14 protein-coding genes and 1 pseudogene are annotated in these 17,635 nt (G+C 71.6%); 11 read left to right on the forward strand and 4 right to left on the reverse strand.

Annotated elements, in window-relative coordinates; genetic code table 11:
- Positions 1 to 72 precede the first annotated feature (72 nt).
- Positions 73 to 1,899 (reverse strand): long-chain fatty acid--CoA ligase, encoded by a 1,827-nt coding sequence (locus tag KUM40_RS14705; RefSeq protein ID WP_217166371.1) that lies wholly within the window; start codon positions 1,897 to 1,899, stop codon positions 73 to 75.
- A 215-nt stretch (positions 1,900 to 2,114) separates the two neighbouring features.
- Positions 2,115 to 3,686 carry an MFS transporter gene (locus KUM40_RS14710; protein ID WP_254395071.1) on the reverse strand — a complete coding sequence of 524 codons (1,572 nt, stop codon included), beginning with the start codon at positions 3,684 to 3,686 and terminating at the stop codon, positions 2,115 to 2,117.
- A gap of 117 nt (positions 3,687 to 3,803) precedes the next feature.
- On the opposite strand from KUM40_RS14710, the gene KUM40_RS14715 reads away from it, so the two are divergent.
- Complete coding sequence (locus KUM40_RS14715; protein WP_217166372.1) at positions 3,804 to 4,790, forward strand: Lrp/AsnC family transcriptional regulator; 987 nt, start codon at positions 3,804 to 3,806, stop codon at positions 4,788 to 4,790.
- Here the strand turns inward: KUM40_RS14715 and KUM40_RS14720 are convergent.
- Positions 4,769 to 5,650 (reverse strand): LysR family transcriptional regulator, encoded by an 882-nt coding sequence (locus KUM40_RS14720; RefSeq protein ID WP_217166373.1) that lies wholly within the window; start codon positions 5,648 to 5,650, stop codon positions 4,769 to 4,771. The genes KUM40_RS14715 and KUM40_RS14720 overlap by 22 nt on opposite strands.
- 158 nt (positions 5,651 to 5,808) lie before the next feature.
- Between KUM40_RS14720 and KUM40_RS14725 the strand changes: the two genes are divergently transcribed.
- Positions 5,809 to 6,819 carry a bile acid:sodium symporter family protein gene (locus KUM40_RS14725; RefSeq protein ID WP_217166487.1) on the forward strand — a complete coding sequence of 337 codons (1,011 nt, stop codon included), beginning with the start codon at positions 5,809 to 5,811 and terminating at the stop codon, positions 6,817 to 6,819.
- An 86-nt stretch (positions 6,820 to 6,905) separates the two neighbouring features.
- On the opposite strand, the gene fdhD is transcribed toward KUM40_RS14725, so the two are convergent.
- A complete protein-coding gene (gene fdhD, locus KUM40_RS14730) occupies positions 6,906 to 7,754 on the reverse strand; it encodes a formate dehydrogenase accessory sulfurtransferase FdhD (protein WP_217166374.1) in 849 nt (282 codons plus the stop codon).
- Positions 7,755 to 8,029: 275 nt separating this feature from the next.
- Between fdhD and KUM40_RS14735 the strand changes: the two genes are divergently transcribed.
- From KUM40_RS14735 to KUM40_RS14770, 9 genes and pseudogenes are all read left to right on the forward strand, one after another.
- A complete protein-coding gene (locus tag KUM40_RS14735) occupies positions 8,030 to 9,373 on the forward strand; it encodes an OFA family MFS transporter (protein ID WP_217166375.1) in 1,344 nt (447 codons plus the stop codon).
- Positions 9,342 to 9,503 carry a hypothetical protein gene (locus KUM40_RS14740; RefSeq protein ID WP_217166376.1) on the forward strand — a complete coding sequence of 54 codons (162 nt, stop codon included), beginning with the start codon at positions 9,342 to 9,344 and terminating at the stop codon, positions 9,501 to 9,503. The genes KUM40_RS14735 and KUM40_RS14740 overlap by 32 nt, the downstream gene beginning before the upstream one ends.
- Positions 9,504 to 9,714: 211 nt before the next feature.
- Positions 9,715 to 10,665 carry a beta-ketoacyl-ACP synthase III gene (locus KUM40_RS14745; RefSeq protein WP_217166377.1) on the forward strand — a complete coding sequence of 317 codons (951 nt, stop codon included), beginning with the start codon at positions 9,715 to 9,717 and terminating at the stop codon, positions 10,663 to 10,665.
- A 20-nt stretch (positions 10,666 to 10,685) separates the two neighbouring features.
- A pseudogene (locus KUM40_RS41300) lies at positions 10,686 to 11,031 on the forward strand (hypothetical protein); the annotation flags it as partial.
- A gap of 335 nt (positions 11,032 to 11,366) precedes the next feature.
- Positions 11,367 to 12,548 carry an ROK family transcriptional regulator gene (locus tag KUM40_RS14750; protein ID WP_217166378.1) on the forward strand — a complete coding sequence of 394 codons (1,182 nt, stop codon included), beginning with the start codon at positions 11,367 to 11,369 and terminating at the stop codon, positions 12,546 to 12,548.
- 124 nt (positions 12,549 to 12,672) lie between these two features.
- The gene (locus KUM40_RS14755) at positions 12,673 to 14,190 is read left to right on the forward strand and encodes a sugar ABC transporter ATP-binding protein (RefSeq protein WP_217166379.1); all 1,518 of its coding nucleotides are present in this window, start codon (positions 12,673 to 12,675) and stop codon (positions 14,188 to 14,190) included.
- A complete protein-coding gene (locus KUM40_RS14760) occupies positions 14,187 to 15,206 on the forward strand; it encodes an ABC transporter permease (protein ID WP_217166380.1) in 1,020 nt (339 codons plus the stop codon). Before KUM40_RS14755 ends, KUM40_RS14760 begins: the two co-directional genes overlap by 4 nt.
- A gap of 17 nt (positions 15,207 to 15,223) precedes the next feature.
- Positions 15,224 to 16,270 (forward strand): substrate-binding domain-containing protein, encoded by a 1,047-nt coding sequence (locus KUM40_RS14765; protein ID WP_217166381.1) that lies wholly within the window; start codon positions 15,224 to 15,226, stop codon positions 16,268 to 16,270.
- Positions 16,271 to 16,358: 88 nt separating this feature from the next.
- A complete protein-coding gene (locus KUM40_RS14770) occupies positions 16,359 to 17,630 on the forward strand; it encodes a Gfo/Idh/MocA family protein (protein WP_217166382.1) in 1,272 nt (423 codons plus the stop codon).
- Positions 17,631 to 17,635: the final 5 nt, after the last annotated feature.

Here is a 17,635-nt window from a genome sequence, read left to right on the forward strand (position 1 = left end):
CCTTCGGTTGTGGTCAGGTGGTACCCATATCCTCAACGATCACGAGCCGCGACGCATTCCTGACCGTGGAACTCACGCTCTGTAAAGCGCCTCGACCTCGGTGCCGTAGGCGTTCTCGATGGCCTTGCGCTTCAGCTTCAGCGAAGGCGTCAGCAGCCCGTGCTCCTCGGTGAACGGCTGGGCGAGGATGCGGAAGGTGCGGATCGACTCGGCCTGCGACACGAGCGTGTTGGCCGCCACGACCGCGCGCCGCACCTCCGTCTCCAGGTCGGCGTCGTGCACCAGGTCGGCCGGGGACATCCGCGGCTTGTTGCGCATCGTCAGCCAGTGCTCGACCGCCTCCTGGTCGACGGTGATGAGGGCGGCGACGTAGGGCCGGTCGTTGCCGACGACGATGCACTGGTTGACCAGCGGATGGTCCCGGACACGCTCCTCCAGCAGACCGGGGGAGACGCTCTTGCCGCCGGAGGTCACCAGGATCTCCTTCTTGCGGCCGGTGATGGTGAGGTAGCCGTCCTCGTCCAGGGCGCCCAGGTCGCCGGTGGCCAGCCAGCCGTCGTGCAGGGACTCGTCGGTGGCCTTCGGGTTGTTCAGATAGCCCTCGAAGACGTTGTCGCCGTTCAGCCAGATCTCGCCGTCGTCCGCGATGTGCACGGTGACGCCCGGGACGGGCTGCCCGACGGTGCCGTAGCGGGTGCGCTCAGGCGGGTTGGCGGTGGCGGCGGCCGTGGACTCGGTCAGTCCGTAGCCCTCGTAGATCTGCACGCCCGCGCCCGCGAAGAACAGGCCGAGCCGCCGGTCCATCGCCGAGCCGCCCGACATGGCGTTGCGGATGCGTCCGCCCATCGCGGCCCGCACCTTGGTGTAGACGAGCTTGTCGAAGAGCTGGTGCTGCATCCGCAGCCCCGCCGACGGGCCGGGCCCGATGCCCCAGGCCTTCGCCTCCACCGCCTCCGCGTACTTCACGGCGACGTCGACGGCCTTCTCGAAGGGACCGGCCTTCCCCTCCTTCTCGGCCTTGCGCCGGGCCGCGTTGAACACCTTCTCGAAGATGTACGGCACGGCCAGGATGAAGGTCGGTCTGAAGGCGGCCAGGTCGGGCAGGAGCGCGGCGGCGTTGAGCTGCGGCTGGTGGCCGAAGCGGACCCGGCCGCGGATCGCCGCGACCTCCACCATCCGTCCGAAGACATGGGCGAGCGGCAGGAACAGCAGCGTCGCCGCCTCGTCGCCCCTCTTGGAGTGGAACACCGGCTCCCAGCGCTCGATGACGGTGTCCGCCTCGTACATGAAGTTGCCGTGCGTGATGACGCAGCCCTTCGGGCGGCCCGTGGTGCCCGAGGTGTAGATGATGGTGGCGACCGACTCCGGTGTGACCGCCTTGCGGTGCCGGTCGACCACCTCGTCGTCGAGGTGCGCGCCCGCGTCGTACAGCTCCTGGACGGCGCCGGAGTCGAGCTGCCACAGGCCACGCAGGTGCGGCAGCCGGTCGATGACGGTGGCGATCGTCATCGCGTGGTCCTCGTGCTCGACGACCGCCGCCGTCACCTCGGCGTCGTACAGCATCCACATGCACTGCTCGGCCGAGGAGGTGGGGTAGATCGGCACCACCTGGGCGCCGATCGTCCACAGGGCGAAGTCGAAGAGGGTCCACTCGTAGCGGGTGCGGGACATGATGGCGACCCGGTCGCCGAAGCGGATGCCCTGGGCAAGGAGCCCTTTGGCGAGGGCCAGCACCTCGTCGCGGAAGGCGCCGGCGGTGACGTCCCGCCACTGCCCGGCGTCGTCCTTGCGGCCGAGTGCGATGTGCCGCGGATCCTCCTGGGCATACTGGAAGACGACGTCGGCCAGACCGCCCACGGGTGGTGCCAACGTCAACGGAGTACTGGTGAACTCGCGCAAACCCCGCTCCCCGCTTTTTCTGGTGACGCCCCCGCACAGCGCGGTGAAAGCTACCCCACCCGGCGCGGGGACGGGAGGGGTGCCAAAATCGAACAGGGCTCATGTTCGCGCTGGTCAGCGAGTGGAAATGCGCTCACAAGGGGAAGGGTCGGACAGTTTCCTGACGGTTGGGTAAGCGTCGGTGCCGTAATCTCCACCGAATCTGTACGACCCGCTTACCGCCGGTACGGGGTCGCCGGAGCGGCCTTCTCCTCCTTCTTCTCTGCCTTCTCCTCTGCCTTCGCTTCCTTTGCCTTCTCTCCCCTCTCCTCCTTCTGCGCGGCCGTCATGGAATCCGTCACTCCGGCGTCCCGGGGCCCGCGGTCGGCCCTGACCAGCACGAGGACCAGTACCCCGGCGACCGCCGCGACCGCGCCCGCGGCCACCGCCGCCGCGTTCAGCCCGGAGGCGAAGGCGGTCCGCAGCGCGTGCTCCCCGAACACGCCCCGCAGGGCGCCCGCCGCACCGCCCGCCAGGCCGTGCGCCGCGTCGTGCGGCAGCGTGTCCTCCATCCGCGAGGTCACCACCGTGCCGAAGACGGCGATGCCGAGCGCGTATCCGAGCTGCCGGAAGGTGTTGACCGCGCCCCCGGCCATGCCGGCCCGCTCCGGCGGAACCGCCGCCAGCGCCGCGCCCGCGATGCCGGGCGACACCAGGCCCGTCCCGACGCCCACCAGGAGCAGCCCCGGCACCAGCGCGGACGCGCTCGAGGAGGCGTCCAGGAACGCCATGCAGAACTGCCCCGCCGCGATCAGCAGCAGCCCGCCGCCGATCGTCAGCCGCGCCGGCACCCCGTGCAGCAGCCGCCCGCCCGCCGCGGCCACCACGAACGACGCCAGCGACAGCCACACGAACACAAGACCGCCCCGCACCGGGCTCATCCCGAGCAGCGTCTGCAGCCATATGGAGGTGTACGCCATCACGCCGAACGCCGCCGCGTTGAAGGCCAGCCCGCCCAGCATCACGCCCGAGAACGCGGGCCGCAGGAACAGCCGCGGATCGAGCAGCGGATCGGCGACGCGCCGCTCGACGACGACGAACCCGGCCAGCGCCACCACCGCGAGGGCGAAGGAGGCGAGGGTGCCGCCCTCCGTCCAGCCGTGCGCCCCGGCCCGGACCGCCCCGTACGTCAGCGCCCCGGCGAACGCCGCGAAGGCCGCCGTACCCGCCCAGTCCACGCGGCGCCCGCGTGCCCCGCGCGACTCCGGCACCACGCGCAGCGTCAGCCAGACCGCCACCACGCTCACCGGCAGGTTCACCCAGAAGATCCACCGCCAGCCCGGACCGTCGGTGAGCAGCCCGCCCAGCACCGGACCCACGGCCGCCGCCGCGCCGCTGACCGCGCCCCACACCCCGAGCGCCATCGACCGCCGGCGCCCCTGGTAGACCGAGCCGAGCAGCGGCAGCGTGGTGGCGAACATCGCCGCCGCGCCGACCCCCTGCAGCCCGCGCGCGGCGACCAGCATCCCCGGCCCGGTGGCCAGCCCGCACAGCAGCGAGGCCGCCGCGAACAGCACCACGCCCGCCACGTGCACCCGGCGCCGCCCCAGTACGTCGGCGGCGGCCCCCAGCCCGAGCAGCAGCGCGGCCAGCGCCAGCGCGTAGCCGTCCATCACCCACTGCAGATCGCTCAGCGACGCGTGCAGCCCCCTGGCCATGTCCGGCAGCGCGACGACCGCGATCGTCACGTCCAGCAGCAGCATGAACGTCCCCAGGCACACCGCCGTGAGCGGTCCCCATGTACGCATGTTCCGTCTTCTTTCCCGTGTCTTACGTCTTTGCGTGCCTCCGTACGATGGTTCGCGCCCGGCCGATCGCATGGGGCCATGGCGAACAAGTGACGGAACCCGACAGGAATGGCTGCCATGCAGATGGAATCCGACACCTTCGACGAACTCGACCTGGGGCTGCTCGACGCGCTGGAAGTGAACGGCCGCGCGTCCTTCAGCCGCATCGGGGCGGTGCTCGGCGTCTCCGACCAGACCGTCGCCCGCCGCTACCGCAGGCTCTGCGCCGAGGGCGGGCTGCGGGTGGTGGCCGTCCGGGACGCCGAACGGCTCGGCCAGGACCACTGGACGCTGCGACTGCGCTGCGTGCCCGACAGTTCGGCGGCCATCGCGGACGCCCTCGCGAAGCGGCCGGACACCAACTGGATCGGGGTGGCCAGCGGCGGCACGGAGGTCGTCCTCGGAACTCGCCCGCGCAGCCCCGGCGCCCGCGACGACCTGCTGCTCGGCAAGTTGCCGCGCACACCGCGCGTGCTGGAGATCCACGCCCACCAGATGCTGCACCGCTTCTACGGCGGGCCGAGCGGCTGGCTCCGCAAGTTCGGCGTGCTCAGCGAGGAGCAGGTTGTCGCACTGCGGCACGAGCCGGATCCCGCCGGGCGTGGACCGGCCCGCATCGAACCCGAGGACGAGCCGTTGCTCGCCGTCCTGGAACGGGACGGCCGGGCCACGTACCCGGAACTCCAGCGAGCCACCGGCCGCTCCGAGTCCGCTGTCAAGCGTCGCCTCGCCGCGCTGCTCGCCTCCGGGGCCGTCTTCGTCGATGTCGAGTACGACCCGGGAATCATCCTCGGCTACCACACCGACGCCGCCCTGTGGATCACCACCAGCCCCGCCGTCCTCCACCGGGTCGGTGAGGCCCTCGCCGCCCACGACGAGATCGCCCACGTCGCCGCGACGGCCGGGCCGTCCAACATCATCGCCACCGCCGTGGTCCGCAGCACCGCCGACCTCTACGCCTACCTCAGCGGACCGCTCGGCCACTTGGAGGGCGTCCAGCACCTGGAGGCGTCCCCGCTACTGCGTCGCGTCAAGCGGTTGACCTATCCGAGGCCCGTGCGCTGAGGCCGGTGCAGCCGGTCGCCGCCCGCCAGGATCGCCGCCGCCAGCGCGTCCGCGGCGCCCTGTGCCGAGGGGCGGCGCCGGCCGTGCACCAGCACGAAGTCGACGCGGCCCAGCTCGGGCAGCCCCGCCCGGTCCGGCACCCGTACGAGGCCGGGCGGGACGAGGCCGCGCGAGTGTGCCATCACGCCCAGGCCCGCGCGGGCGGCCGCGATCAGACCGTTGAGGCTGCCGCTGGTGCACGCGACGCGCCACTCGCGACCCTCCCGTTGCAGGGCGTCCAGGGCCAGCGCGCGGGTGATGCCGGGCGGCGGGTAGACGATGAGCGGCACGGGGCGGTCCGGTTTCAGGCGCAGCCGCTCCGCGCCGATCCACACCAGCCGGTCGCTCCACACCGGCTCGCCGCGCGGGTCCTGAGGCCGCCGCTTGGCCAGCACCAGGTCCAGCTTCCCGGCCGTGAGCTGCTCGTGCAGCGTGCCGGACAGCTCCACCGTCAGCTCCAGGTCGACCTCGGGGTGGTCGTGCCGGAAACCCTCCAGGATCTCCGGCAGCCGGGTCAGCACGAAGTCCTCGGAGGCCCCGAACCGCAGCCGCCCGCGCAGCCGGGTGCCGCTGAAGAAGGCCGTCGCCTGCTCGTGCACCTCCAGGATCCGGTGAGCGAACCCGAGCATCGCCTCGCCGTCCTCCGTCAGCTCCACGGAGTGGGTGTCACGGCTGAACAACTGCCTTCCGGTGGCGTCCTCCAGCCGCCGCACGTGCTGGCTCACCGTCGACTGGCGCAGCCCGAGCCGCCGGGCGGCCTGCGTGAAGCTCAGCGTCTGGGCCACCGACAGGAACGTACGCAGGTGGGAGGGGTCGTACATCCTCACAGGCTATCGTGGAACGTGATGACAGTCAGAGCGGTATACCGGATTCCCGATCGCACGGCGGGGGAGCACGATGGAGCCGGGGCGCGTGAACCCCGTGAACGGCACGAACGAGCAAGTGGAGCACCGTGAAACGCCTACGCCCGCCGCGTTGGATGCCGATCGACCCGTACGTCCTGCTGCTGCTCGGGACGGTGGGCCTCGCGGCGCTGCTGCCGGCCCGCGGCACGGGCGCGGACGTCGCCTCCGGCGCCTCCACCGGCGCGATCGCGTTCCTCTTCTTCCTCTACGGTGCCCGGCTCTCCACCCGTGAGGCGATGGACGGCGTACGGCACTGGCGGCTCCACGTCACGGTGCTGGCCTGCACCTTCGTCGTCTTCCCGCTGCTCGGCCTCGCGTCCCGCGCTCTGGTGCCGGTGTTCCTGACCGACCCCCTCTACCAGGGGCTGCTCTTCCTCACCCTGGTCCCCTCGACCATCCAGTCCTCGATCGCCTTCACCTCCATCGCCCGCGGCAACGTGCCCGCCGCCATCTGCGCCGGGTCCTTCTCCTCCCTGGTCGGCATCGTCGTCACGCCGCTGCTGGCCGCCGCCCTGCTGGGCAGCGCCGGGGGCGGGTTCTCCGCCGACTCGGTGGTGAAGATCGTGCTGCAACTGCTGGTGCCGTTCGTCGCCGGACAGGTGCTGCGCCGGTGGATCGGGGGCTTCGTCGCCCGGCACAAGAAGGTCCTCGGACTCGTCGACCGCGGCTCCATCCTCCTCGTCGTCTACACGGCGTTCAGCGAGGGCATGGTCCAGGGCATCTGGCACCAGGTCAGCCCGGTCCGGCTGGCCGGGCTGCTGGCCGTGGAGGCGGTGCTGCTCGCCGTGATGCTGCTCCTGACCTGGTACGGGGCGAAGGGCCTTGGCTTCGGCCGGGAGGACCGGATCGCGATCCAGTTCGCCGGGTCCAAGAAGTCACTGGCCGCCGGACTGCCCATGGCGAGCGTCCTGTTCGGCGCCCACGCCTCGCTGGCCGTGCTGCCGCTGATGCTCTTCCACCAGATGCAGCTCATGGTGTGCGCGGTCATCGCCAAGCGCCGGTCGCACGATCCGGCGGCGCTCCCGCCCGAGGGGTCCGCCGCCTCCGCGCGCACCGCGGTCGGCAGGGGGAGCCGCTCCGCCTGAACCGGCCGGACGCGGTCTGCCCTCCGGGCGGCCGGTCGGAACCGGCGGTCGTCGTCCGGACATCGGTCGTGCCGCGGCGAGGCGGATCAGCCCTGGACGGCCGCGGCCCGCAGGGCGACGCGGTCCTCGCCCGCGTACACGTTCATGGAGGTGCCGCGCAGGAAGCCCACCAGCGTCAGCCCGGTCTCGGCGGCCAGGTCCACCGCCAGCGAGGACGGCGCCGACACCGCGGCCAGCACGGGGATGCCCGCCATCACGGCCTTCTGCGCCAGCTCGAAAGAGGCCCGGCCCGACACCAGCAGGACGGACCGGGACAGCGGCAGGTCCCCGTTCTGCAGCGCACGGCCGACCAGCTTGTCGACCGCGTTGTGCCGCCCCACGTCCTCCCGCACGTCCACCAGCTCACCGTCCTCGGTGAACAGCGCCGCCGCGTGCAGTCCGCCGGTCCGGTCGAACACCCGCTGGGACGCGCGCAGCCGGTCGGGCAGGCCCGCCAGCAGCTCCGGGGCGACGCGGACCGGGGGAGTGTCGGCGATGGGCCAACGGGCCGTCGTACGCACCGCGTCCAGGCTCGCCTTGCCGCACAGCCCGCAGGACGAGGTGGTGTAGACGTTCCGTTCCAGGGTGATGTCGGGGATCCGCACGCCGGGGGCGGTCCTCACGTCGACCACGTTGTACGTGTTCGAGCCGTCGACCGTGGCGCCGGCGCAGTACACGATGTTCTGGAGATCGCCCCGCTCGGCGAGCACACCCTCACTGACCAGGAAACCGGCCGCCAGCGCGAAGTCGTCGCCGGGGGTGCGCATCGTGATCGCGAGCGGTTTGCCGTTCAGCCGGATCTCCAGCGGTTCCTCCGCGACGAGCGTGTCCGGGCGCGTGGAGACCGCACCGTCCCGTACGCGGATCACTTTGCGTCGTTCCGTGACTCGTCCCATGTCCGTGCCCCTTGCCGGTCAGTCCCGGTTCTGTACGTGCGGTGAGGTGACCTTCACGATCTCATTGTCCTGCACATGGAGCGTCAGGTTGCCGCCCGAGCGGACCGGCGTCCACCACCTGGCGACCGCACACGGCCACGCCGCACCCGAAAAGCCCGAAACGCCCGGGCAGTCACAGAATTCCAGAGACGCTTTGTGCAGCAGCAGTGGTGGTCTGTAGTTGTCTGCTCAACAGTCTTCTCAAGCGCTTTCCCGATCCCTACGGTTGGGGACTCATGAGTCCCCCCGTCGCACCCCCCGGCTGGAGCCGCTGGCTCGTTCCCCCAGCCGCTCTCTCGGTCCACCTCTCCATCGGGCAGGCCTACGCCTGGTCCGTGTTCAAGCCGCCCCTGGAGTCCGCGCTCGATCTCAGCGGTACGCAGAGCGCGCTGCCCTTCCAGCTCGGCATCGTCATGCTCGGTCTCTCGGCCGCGTTCGGCGGCACGCTCGTGGAACGGCACGGGCCGCGCTGGGCGATGACCGTCGCCCTGGTCTGCTTCTCCTCCGGCTTCCTGCTCTCCGCGCTCGGCGCGGCGGTGGAGCAGTACTGGCTGATCGTCCTCGGCTACGGCTTCGTCGGCGGGATCGGCCTCGGCATCGGCTACATCTCACCGGTCTCGACGCTGATCAAGTGGTTCCCTGACCGGCCCGGCATGGCCACCGGCATCGCCATCATGGGCTTCGGCGGCGGCGCCCTCATCGCCTCGCCCTGGTCCGCGCAGATGCTGAAGTCCTTCGGCACCGACAACTCGGGGATCGCGCTCGCCTTCCTCGTGCACGGACTGACGTACGCCGTCTTCATGTTGCTGGGCGTGCTGCTGATACGGGTGCCAAGGCCCAAGGAGCGGCCGGACGGACGGCCGGCCCCGCTCCAGGGCGTGCAGGTCTCGGCGCGTTCCGCCATGCGCACCCCGCAGTTCTGGCTGCTGTGGATCGTGCTCTGCATGAACGTCACGGCCGGCATCGGCATCCTGGAGAAGGCCGCGCCGATGATCACGGACTTCTTCTCCGACACCTCCACGCCGGTGTCCGTGACCGCCGCCGCCGGCTTCGTGGCCCTGCTGTCGGCGGCCAACATGGCGGGCCGGTTCGGCTGGTCCTCCGCCTCCGACCTGATCGGACGCAAGAACATCTACCGCGTGTACCTCGGCGTCGGCGCGCTGATGTACGCCCTGATCGCGCTGTTCGGCGACTCCTCCAAACCGCTGTTCGTCCTGTGCGCCCTGGTCGTCGTGTCCTTCTACGGCGGCGGCTTCGCCACGGTCCCCGCCTACCTCAAGGACCTCTTCGGCACCTACCAGGTCGGCGCGATCCACGGGCGGCTGCTCACCGCCTGGTCCCTGGCCGGCGTCCTCGGGCCGCTGATCGTCAACTGGATCGCCGATCGCCAGGAGGAGGCCGGACGGCACGGCTCGGACCTCTACAGCACGTCCTTCCTCATCATGATCGGGCTGCTGGTCGTCGGTTTCGTCGCCAACGAACTCGTCCGCCCCGTCCACGCCCGCCACCACGAACCCGCCACTCCCACGCCGAAGGAGGAGGACGCCGATGTCCCACGACAGCAGCCAGAGTCCGCCTGATCTGCCCGACCTGCCTGATCTGCCCGACCGGCGGCCGCTGATCGCCTTCACCTGGCTCTGGGTGGGCGCACCGCTCGCCTACGGGCTGTACGAACTCGTCCGGAAGGCGACCCAGCTCTTCACCGGGTGAGGGCGGGCATCCGGGCACGGGGACGGGGACGGGGACGGGGACGGGGACGGGGGAGGGGCGTTACGGTACAGGGACGGCCGAGGGCGCGGGAGGATGCTGACCGAAGCCGACAAGCCGGGCGCCCGTTTCCTGTCGTATCACCTGCCCTCGTACCCGTCGGTCACTGATCAGACTGGTGGATCCCGTACCCGAGGCAGCGAGGACTCCACCCATGCACCAAGGCTCCCGCATCACCGCCGTCGGCCACTACCAGCCCGCCCGGGTCCTCACCAACGAGGACCTGGCGGGCATGGTCGACACCAGCGACGAGTGGATCAGGAGCCGGGTGGGGATTCGGTCCCGCCGCATCGCCGGACCCGACGAGCCGGTGGACGAGCTGGCCGGCCACGCCGCCGCGAAGGCGCTCGCGGCGGCCGGGCTGACGCCCGCCGACGTGGACCTGGTGCTGGTCGCCACCTCCACCGCGATCGACCGCTCCCCGAACACCGCCGCCCGCGTCGCGGCCCGCCTCGGCATCCCCTCTCCCGCCGCGCTGGACATCAACGTCGTCTGCGCGGGCTTCACCCACGCGCTGGCCACCGCCGACCACGCCGTGCGGGCCGGTTCGGCCGGCCGGGCCCTGGTCATCGGCGCGGACAAGATGTCCGAGGTGACCGACTGGACCGACCGCACCACCTGTGTGCTGGTCGGCGACGGGGCGGGGGCCGCCGTCGTGGAGGCCTGCGGGCCGGGCGAGGAGGCGGGCGTCGGGCCGGTGCTGTGGGGCTCGGTGCCCGAGATGGGCAACGCGGTCCGCATCGAGGGCACGCCCCCGCGGTTCGCGCAGGAGGGGCAGAGCGTCTACCGCTGGGCCACCACCCGGCTGCCCGCCATCGCCCGCCAGGCCTGTGAGCGGTCCGGGCTCGAGCCGGCCGACCTCGCCGCGGTCGTCCTGCACCAGGCCAACCTGCGCATCATCGAACCCCTCGCCGCGAAGATCGGCGCGGTCAACGCCGTCGTCGCCCGCGATGTCGTCGAGTCCGGCAACACCTCCGCGGCGAGCATCCCCCTCGCGCTGTCCAAGCTGGTCGAGCGGGGCGAGATCACCACCGGCGACCCGGTCCTCCTCTTCGGCTTCGGCGGCAACCTCTCCTACGCCGGACAGGTCGTGCGCTGCCCCTGAACGCCCGGCACCGCCCCGCCATGCGACGTGGCCTGCAGGGGGCCGATGCTGTCCGCAGGGCTGCCGCAGGGCTGCCGCAGGGCTGCCGCAGGGCTGCGGAGGGCGCGGTGCCCAGGCTCGAACGGCCCGGCCGCTGCGGGACCGTGTCTACGAGGCGCTGCTCGAACTCATCACCACCCGCGCCCTCCAGCCCGGCCGGCACCTCGTCGCGAGCGAACTCGCCGGTCACCTCTGCGCCCCGCGCAGGGCGCGTTCGTGCACGAGCCGACGGAGGAGGAGGCCGACCAGCTCCTGACGGTCCGTACGCCGTCCTCGCCGAACTCGCCGCACAGGGCGACCGCCGGGTCCGCTGGTACTGCACGGCTGATGCGCGAGCACACCGGACACACCCGGGGCTCGTACCACGCGCGCGGAGAATCGTAAGGTCAGAGCCCCTTCGCAGGCCGCCCGGCGCGCTGTCCGGGTGGCCTCGCCGCGTCCGGGGGCGTCGAACGCCGAGCTCTTCTTTGTCCACTCAGAGGAGAAAGTTCGCAGTAATTCGTGCGTGACTTCTTCCCACTCCCGGCGCTCACTGCTACGTTCCATCCGAAAGCAAGCCACGACGACGAGTCACGACGACAAGTCACGACGACGAGTCACGGACGTGGCCGGAAACCGGCGGACTCAAGGCCGATCGAGGCGGGGAGGGGCTCGTGAGACGCATGACCGCACGACCCGCGAACGCTCACCAAGCGCGACTGCTCCAGTTGTTGCGCGACGGCGGGCCCAACTCCCGGGCCCAGCTCGGCGACCAGGTCGACCTCTCCCGGTCCAAGCTGGCCGTGGAGGTGGACCGGCTGCTGGAGACCGGTCTTGTCGTGGCCGACGGACTCGCCGCCTCGCGCGGCGGGCGCCGCAGCCACAACGTCCGGCTCCACCCCGAACTCCGCTTCCTCGGCGTCGACATCGGCGCGACCTCGATCGACGTCGCCGTCACCAACGCCGAACTGGAGATCCTCGGGCACATCAACCAGCCCATGGACGTACGCGAGGGACCGGTCGCGGTCTTCGAGCAGGTGCTGTCCATGGCCGCCAAGCTGCGCGCCTCGGGGCTCGCGGAGGGCTTCGACGGCACCGGCATCGGCGTCCCGGGGCCGGTCCGCTTCCCCGAGGGTGTGCCGGTGGCACCGCCGATCATGCCGGGCTGGGACGGCTTCCCCGTACGGGAGGCGCTCAGTCAGGAACTCGGCTGCCCCGTCATGGTCGACAACGACGTGAACCTGATGGCGCTGGGGGAGCAGCACGCGGGGGTCGCCCGCACCCAGCACGACTTCCTCGTCGTCAAGATCGGTACCGGCATCGGCTGCGGCATCGTCGTCGGCGGTGACGTCTACCGCGGGACGACGGGCAGCGCGGGCGACATCGGGCACATCCAGGCCGTGCCCGACGGACGTCAGTGCGCCTGCGGCAACCGGGGCTGCCTCGAAGCCCACTTCAGCGGCGCGGCCCTGGCCCGCGACGCCACGGAGGCCGCCCAGCAGGGCCACTCGGCCGAGCTCGCGAACCGGCTGGAGGCGAACGGGGGCCTGAGCGCCGCCGACGTCGCCGCGGCGGCCGCCGCGGGCGACGCCACCGCACTGGACCTGATCAGGGAGGGCGGCCGCAGTACCGGCCAGGTCATCGCCGGCCTGGTCAGCTTCTTCAACCCGGGCCTGGTGGTGATCGGCGGCGGGGTGACCGGCCTCGGCCACAACCTGCTCGCCGCGATCCGTACCCAGGTCTACCGCCAGTCGCTGCCCCTGGCGACCGGCAACCTGCCCATCGTGCTGGGGGAGTTGGGACCCACCGCCGGAGTCATCGGCGGAGCCCGGCTGATCAGCGACCACCTGTTCTCACCCGCGTAGGCACCACTTCGTCACCGAGTCCCATCAGCACAGCGCTCTGTCCTGCTCCGCTCTGTCCCGCTCCGCTATGCCCTGCTTCGCTCTGCCCTGACACCGGCCCGCACGTCCGCCGAGGGGACCTCACATGGCACCAGAACCACCGCTGCTCAGCATGTCCGGCATCACCAAGTCGTTCCCCGGAGTCCGGGCCCTCGACGGCGTCGACCTCGACGTCCAGGCCGGCGAGGTGCACTGCCTGCTCGGCCAGAACGGCGCCGGGAAGTCCACCCTCATCAAGGTGCTCGCGGGCGCCCACCAGCCCGACACCGGCACCATCCGCTGGCGCGGCGAAGACGTCACCCTGCGCTCGCCCATCGCGGCCATGCGCCTCGGCATCGCCACCATCTACCAGGAACTCGACCTGGTGGAGCACCTCTCGGTCGCCGAGAACGTCCACCTCGGCCACGAGCCGACCGCCGCCGGCTTCGTCGTACGAGGCAGAGCGGCCAAGGCGTCAACGGCCGCGCTGCTGGGGCGACTCGGGCATCCCGAGGTCGACCCCGGGCGGCTGGTCGGGGACCTCTCTGCGGCGCAGCAGCAGATCGTGTCCATGGCGCGGGCGCTGTCGCACGACGTACGGCTGATCGTGATGGACGAGCCGTCCGCCGCGCTCGACCCGGACGAGGTCGACAACCTCTTCCGCATCGTCGCCGACCTGACCGGCGCGGGCGTCGCCGTCGTCTACATCTCGCACCGCCTGGAGGAGATCCGCCGCATCGGCGACCGGGTCACCGTCCTCAAGGACGGCCGGGCCGTGGCCGGCGGGCTGCCCGCCGAGTCGACGCCCACCCGCGAGGTGGTCGCGCTGATGACGGGACGCAACGTCGAGTACGTCTTCCCGGACCGGCCGCCCGCACCGGCCGCGGGCGAGCCCGTGCTGAGTGTCCGCGGGCTCTCCCGCGAGGGCGAGTTCGCCCCGCTCGACCTGGAGTTGCGCCCCGGCGAGATCGTCGGCCTCGCCGGACTGGTCGGCTCCGGACGCTCCGAGATCCTGGAGACGGTCTACGGGGCCCGGAAGGCGAGCACCGGCCAGGTCCTCGTCGACGGGCGCCCGCTCAGGCCGGGCAGTGTGCGCGCCGCGGTACGCGCCGGCCTCGGGCTCGCCCCCGAGGAACGCAAGGCACAGGCCCTGCTGATGCTCGAGTCCGTCACCCGCAACGTGTCGGTCTCCACCATGTCCCGCTTCTCGCGCGGCGGCTGGATCGACCGCGGCGCCGAACTCGGCGCGGCCCGCGAGGCCACCCGGGAGCTGTCGCTGCGGCCCGACAACCCCTCCGTGCCCGTGCGCACCCTGTCCGGCGGCAATCAGCAGAAGGCGGTCCTCGCCCGCTGGCTGCTGCGCGGCTGCCGGGTCCTGCTGCTCGACGAACCCACCCGCGGCGTCGACGTCGGGGCCCGCGCCGAGCTGTACGCCGTCATCCGGCGCCTCGCCGACGAGGGCCTCGCCGTGCTGCTGGTCTCCAGCGAGGTGCCCGAGGTACTGGGCCTCGCCGACCGCGTACTGGTACTGCGCGAGGGCCGCGTCGTGCACGAGGCCCCCGCGCGCGACCTCGACGAACCCCGAGTCCTCGACCTGGTGATGGAAGGAAGTCCGGCGTCATGACGCAGCACGTGTCCCCGCCACGGGGCGGCACCGACAAGGCGGCACCGGTGGAGGGTCCGCCCGCCTGGCGGGTCCGGTTGGGCCGCGCCGACGTCCGCACCCTCACCCTGCTCGGGGTGCTCGCCGTACTGGTCCTCATCGGCGGCATCACCCAGCCCGACGCGTTCCTCGACACCCACAACCTCCAACTGGTGCTCACCCAGGCGTCGGTGATCGGCGTCGTCACCGTCGGCGTGACCTTCGTCATCGTCTCCGGCGGCATCGACCTGTCCGTCGGCGCGATCGTGGCCCTCTCCTCGGTGTGGGCGACCACGGTCGCCACCCAGGAGTTCGGATTCTTCGGCATCCTCTTCACCGCGATCGTGGTGGGAGTGGGCTGCGGACTGGTCAACGGGGTGCTCATCGCCTTCGGCCAGATGGTCCCCTTCATCGCCACCCTGGCCATGCTGGCCTCGGCCCGCGGCCTCGCGCTCCAGATCACCGACGGCCGCACCCAGGTCGTCACCGTCCCCAGCGTCCTGGACCTCGCCGAGCGCGACTCCTACGTCCTCGGCATCCCGCCGCTGGTCATGGTCTTCGCGGCCGTCACCATCATCGGCTGGCTGGTGCTCAACCGGACCACCTTCGGCCGCCGCACCGTCGCCGTCGGCGGCAACGCCGAGGCCGCCCGGCTGGCCGGCATCGACGTCCGCCGCCAGCGCCTCTACCTCTACCTGCTGTCCGGGCTGTGCTGCGGCATCGCCGCCTTCCTGTTGATCGCCCTCGCCGGCTCCGGCCAGAACACCAACGGCAACCTCTACGAACTCGACGCCATCGCCGCCGCGATCATCGGCGGAACGCTGCTGACCGGCGGCCGGGGCCACATCCTCGGCTCGGTGCTCGGCGTCCTGATCTTCACCACCATCACCAACATCTTCGCCCTGAACAACCTGCAGACCGACGTGCAGCAGATCGCCAAGGGCGCGATCATCGTCGCCGCCGTGCTGGTCCAGCGCCGTACCGCAAGCACGCATTGAGGAAAGGGTTCACCGTCATGACGAAGCTCACGAGTCGCAGAGGGATGCTCTTCGGAGCCGCCGCCCTGTCCGCCGGTGCCGTCCTCACGGGGTGCACCAGCAACGACCCCGACGACGGCGACGACAAGGCAGCCGCGGACACCCAGCCGGCCGCCGACGACAAGCCCGGCAAGCCGGTCACCATCGGCTACGCCGGTCCGCAGGCCGACCACGGCTGGCTCAACGCCGTCAACGACCAGGCCAAGAAGCGTGCCGAGAAGTACTCCGAGATCAGTATGGAGATCACCGAGGGCTCCAACGACACCGCGCAGCAGATCGGCCAGATCGAGACCCTCATCAACAAGAAGGTCGACGTCCTGGTCATCCTGCCGGCCGACGGCAAGGCCCTCACCCAGGTCGGCCTGAAGGCGATGCGGGCCGGTATCCCGGTCATCAACCTCGACCGGATCTTCAACAGCCCCCAGGCCTACCGCTGCTGGGTCGGCGGCGACAACTACGGCATGGGTCTCAACGCCGCCCACTACATCGGCGAGAAGCTCAAGGACAAGTCGGACGCACGGGTCATCGAGCTGGCCGGCATCGACAACCTGGAACTGACCCAGCAGCGCACCCAGGGCTTCGACGACGGTCTGAAGAACTACCCGAACATCAAGAAGGTGGCCCGCCAGGCCGCCGAGTTCACGGTCGAGTCCGGCCAGGCCAAGATGGCCCAGTTGCTCCAGGCCCAGTCGGACTTCGACGCCCTGTGGAACCACGACGACGACCAGGGCGTGGGCGCCCTGCGCGCCATCGAGCAGGCCGGACGCGACGGCTTCCTGATGGTCGGCGGCGCGGGCGCGCTCTCCGCCTTCGAGGCCATCAAGGCGGACAGCGGCGTCCTCAAGGCGACCGTGCTCTACCCGCCGACCATGGCCGCCTCGGCGATCGACCTGGCCCGTGCGCTCGGCCAGGGCAAGGGCGTCAGCGGTCTCGCCGAGTTCGAGATCCCCTCGACCGTCACCTGCTACTCGGCCGTCGTCGACAAGGACAACGTCGACCAGTACATGTCCACGGGCTTCAAGTGACGGTTCCCGCCCCGGCAGCGGCCTGACCAGCCGCCGGCCGGGGCGGGGCCCACCCCCACCGCGCCACCACGACGAGGAGGACATCCGCATGGGACAGCCGCAGCAGCCCGAGGGGGCCGGGGCCGAGGAACCGGCCACCGGGACCGACAGCGGGACCGGGACCGGGCCGACGGGGGCGTCCGCGACCAGACCGCCGCTGCGCGTCGGCATGGTCGGCTACGCCTTCATGGGTGCCGCACACTCCCAGGGCTGGCGCACCGCCGGCCGGGTCTTCGACCTGCCGCTGAACCCGGTCATGGCCGTGATCTGCGGACGGGACGCCGACGCCGTCCGGACGGCGGCCGACCGGCACGGCTGGGCGAGTACCGAGACCGACTGGCGGACCCTGGTCGAACGGGACGACATCGACCTCGTCGACATCTGCACCCCCGGCGACAGCCACGCCGAGATCGCCCTGGCCGCGCTCGCCGCCGGAAAACACGTCCTGTGCGAGAAGCCGCTGGCCAACACCGTCGAGGAGGCGCAGGCGATGTCCCGCGCCGCCGAGGAGGCGGGCGCCCGCGGGCAGTTGGCGATGGTCGGGTTCAACTACCGCCGGGTGCCGGCCACCGCGCTGGCCCGGCGGATGGTGGCCGAGGGCCGCGTCGGACGGCTGCGGCACGTGCGGGTGACGTACCTCCAGGACTGGCTGGTGGACTCGCAGGCCCCGCTCACCTGGCGGCTGCGCAAGGACCTGGCCGGTTCGGGAGCCCTCGGCGACCTGGGCGCCCACATCGTCGACCTCGCCCAGTATCTGACGGGGGAGCGGATCGCGGGCGTCTCCGCCCTCACCGAGACCTTCGTACGGGAACGCCCGCTGCCCGCCGGCGCTCCCCGGGGCCTGTCCGCGGGCTCCGCGGACGGCGTCACCGGGCAGGTCACCGTCGACGACGCCGCCGTGTTCACCGGCCGCCTCACCTCCGGCGCCCTCGTCTCCTTCGAGGCCACCCGGTACGCCACCGGCCGCAAGAACGCCCTGCGCATCGAACTCAACGGCGAGCGCGGCTCGCTCGCCTTCGACCTGGAGCGGCTCAACGAGCTGTCGTACCACGACGGCACGGAGCCCGGGGAGCACGCCGGATTCCGCCGCATCCTGGTCACCGAGCCCGAGCACCCCTACCTGGACGCCTGGTGGCCGCCGGGCCACGGACTCGGCTACGAGCACACCTTCGTGCACCAGGCGCGCGACCTCGTCCACGCCGTCGCCGCCGGCCGCCTGCCCGACCCCTCCTTCGCCGACGGGCTGCAGGTGCAGCGCGTGCTCGCGGCCGTGGAGGAGAGCGCCGAGAAGAACTCCGTGTACACCCCGATCGCCCCCTGAGGAGG

Source organism: Streptomyces sp. AC512_CC834, assembly GCF_019049325.1.
Classification (GTDB): domain Bacteria; phylum Actinomycetota; class Actinomycetes; order Streptomycetales; family Streptomycetaceae; genus Streptomyces.

Excerpts from the sequence above, each read along its gene's own strand:
- KUM40_RS14745 (WP_217166377.1), top strand. The coding sequence starts at position 9,715 with ATGCACCAAGGCTCCCGCATCACCGCCGTCGGCCACTACCAGCCCGCC.
- KUM40_RS14770 (WP_217166382.1), top strand. The coding sequence starts at position 16,359 with ATGGGACAGCCGCAGCAGCCCGAGGGGGCCGGGGCCGAGGAACCGGCC.
- KUM40_RS14750 (WP_217166378.1), top strand. The coding sequence starts at position 11,367 with ATGACCGCACGACCCGCGAACGCTCACCAAGCGCGACTGCTCCAGTTG.
- KUM40_RS14755 (WP_217166379.1), top strand. The coding sequence starts at position 12,673 with ATGGCACCAGAACCACCGCTGCTCAGCATGTCCGGCATCACCAAGTCG.
- KUM40_RS14715 (WP_217166372.1), top strand. The coding sequence starts at position 3,804 with ATGCAGATGGAATCCGACACCTTCGACGAACTCGACCTGGGGCTGCTC.
- KUM40_RS14710 (WP_254395071.1), bottom strand. The coding sequence starts at position 3,686 with ATGCGTACATGGGGACCGCTCACGGCGGTGTGCCTGGGGACGTTCATG.
- KUM40_RS14765 (WP_217166381.1), top strand. The coding sequence starts at position 15,224 with ATGACGAAGCTCACGAGTCGCAGAGGGATGCTCTTCGGAGCCGCCGCC.
- KUM40_RS14760 (WP_217166380.1), top strand. The coding sequence starts at position 14,187 with ATGACGCAGCACGTGTCCCCGCCACGGGGCGGCACCGACAAGGCGGCA.
- KUM40_RS14725 (WP_217166487.1), top strand. The coding sequence starts at position 5,809 with ATGCCGATCGACCCGTACGTCCTGCTGCTGCTCGGGACGGTGGGCCTC.
- KUM40_RS14720 (WP_217166373.1), bottom strand. The coding sequence starts at position 5,650 with ATGTACGACCCCTCCCACCTGCGTACGTTCCTGTCGGTGGCCCAGACG.
- KUM40_RS14735 (WP_217166375.1), top strand. The coding sequence starts at position 8,030 with ATGAGTCCCCCCGTCGCACCCCCCGGCTGGAGCCGCTGGCTCGTTCCC.
- KUM40_RS14740 (WP_217166376.1), top strand. The coding sequence starts at position 9,342 with ATGTCCCACGACAGCAGCCAGAGTCCGCCTGATCTGCCCGACCTGCCT.
- fdhD (WP_217166374.1), bottom strand. The coding sequence starts at position 7,754 with ATGGGACGAGTCACGGAACGACGCAAAGTGATCCGCGTACGGGACGGT.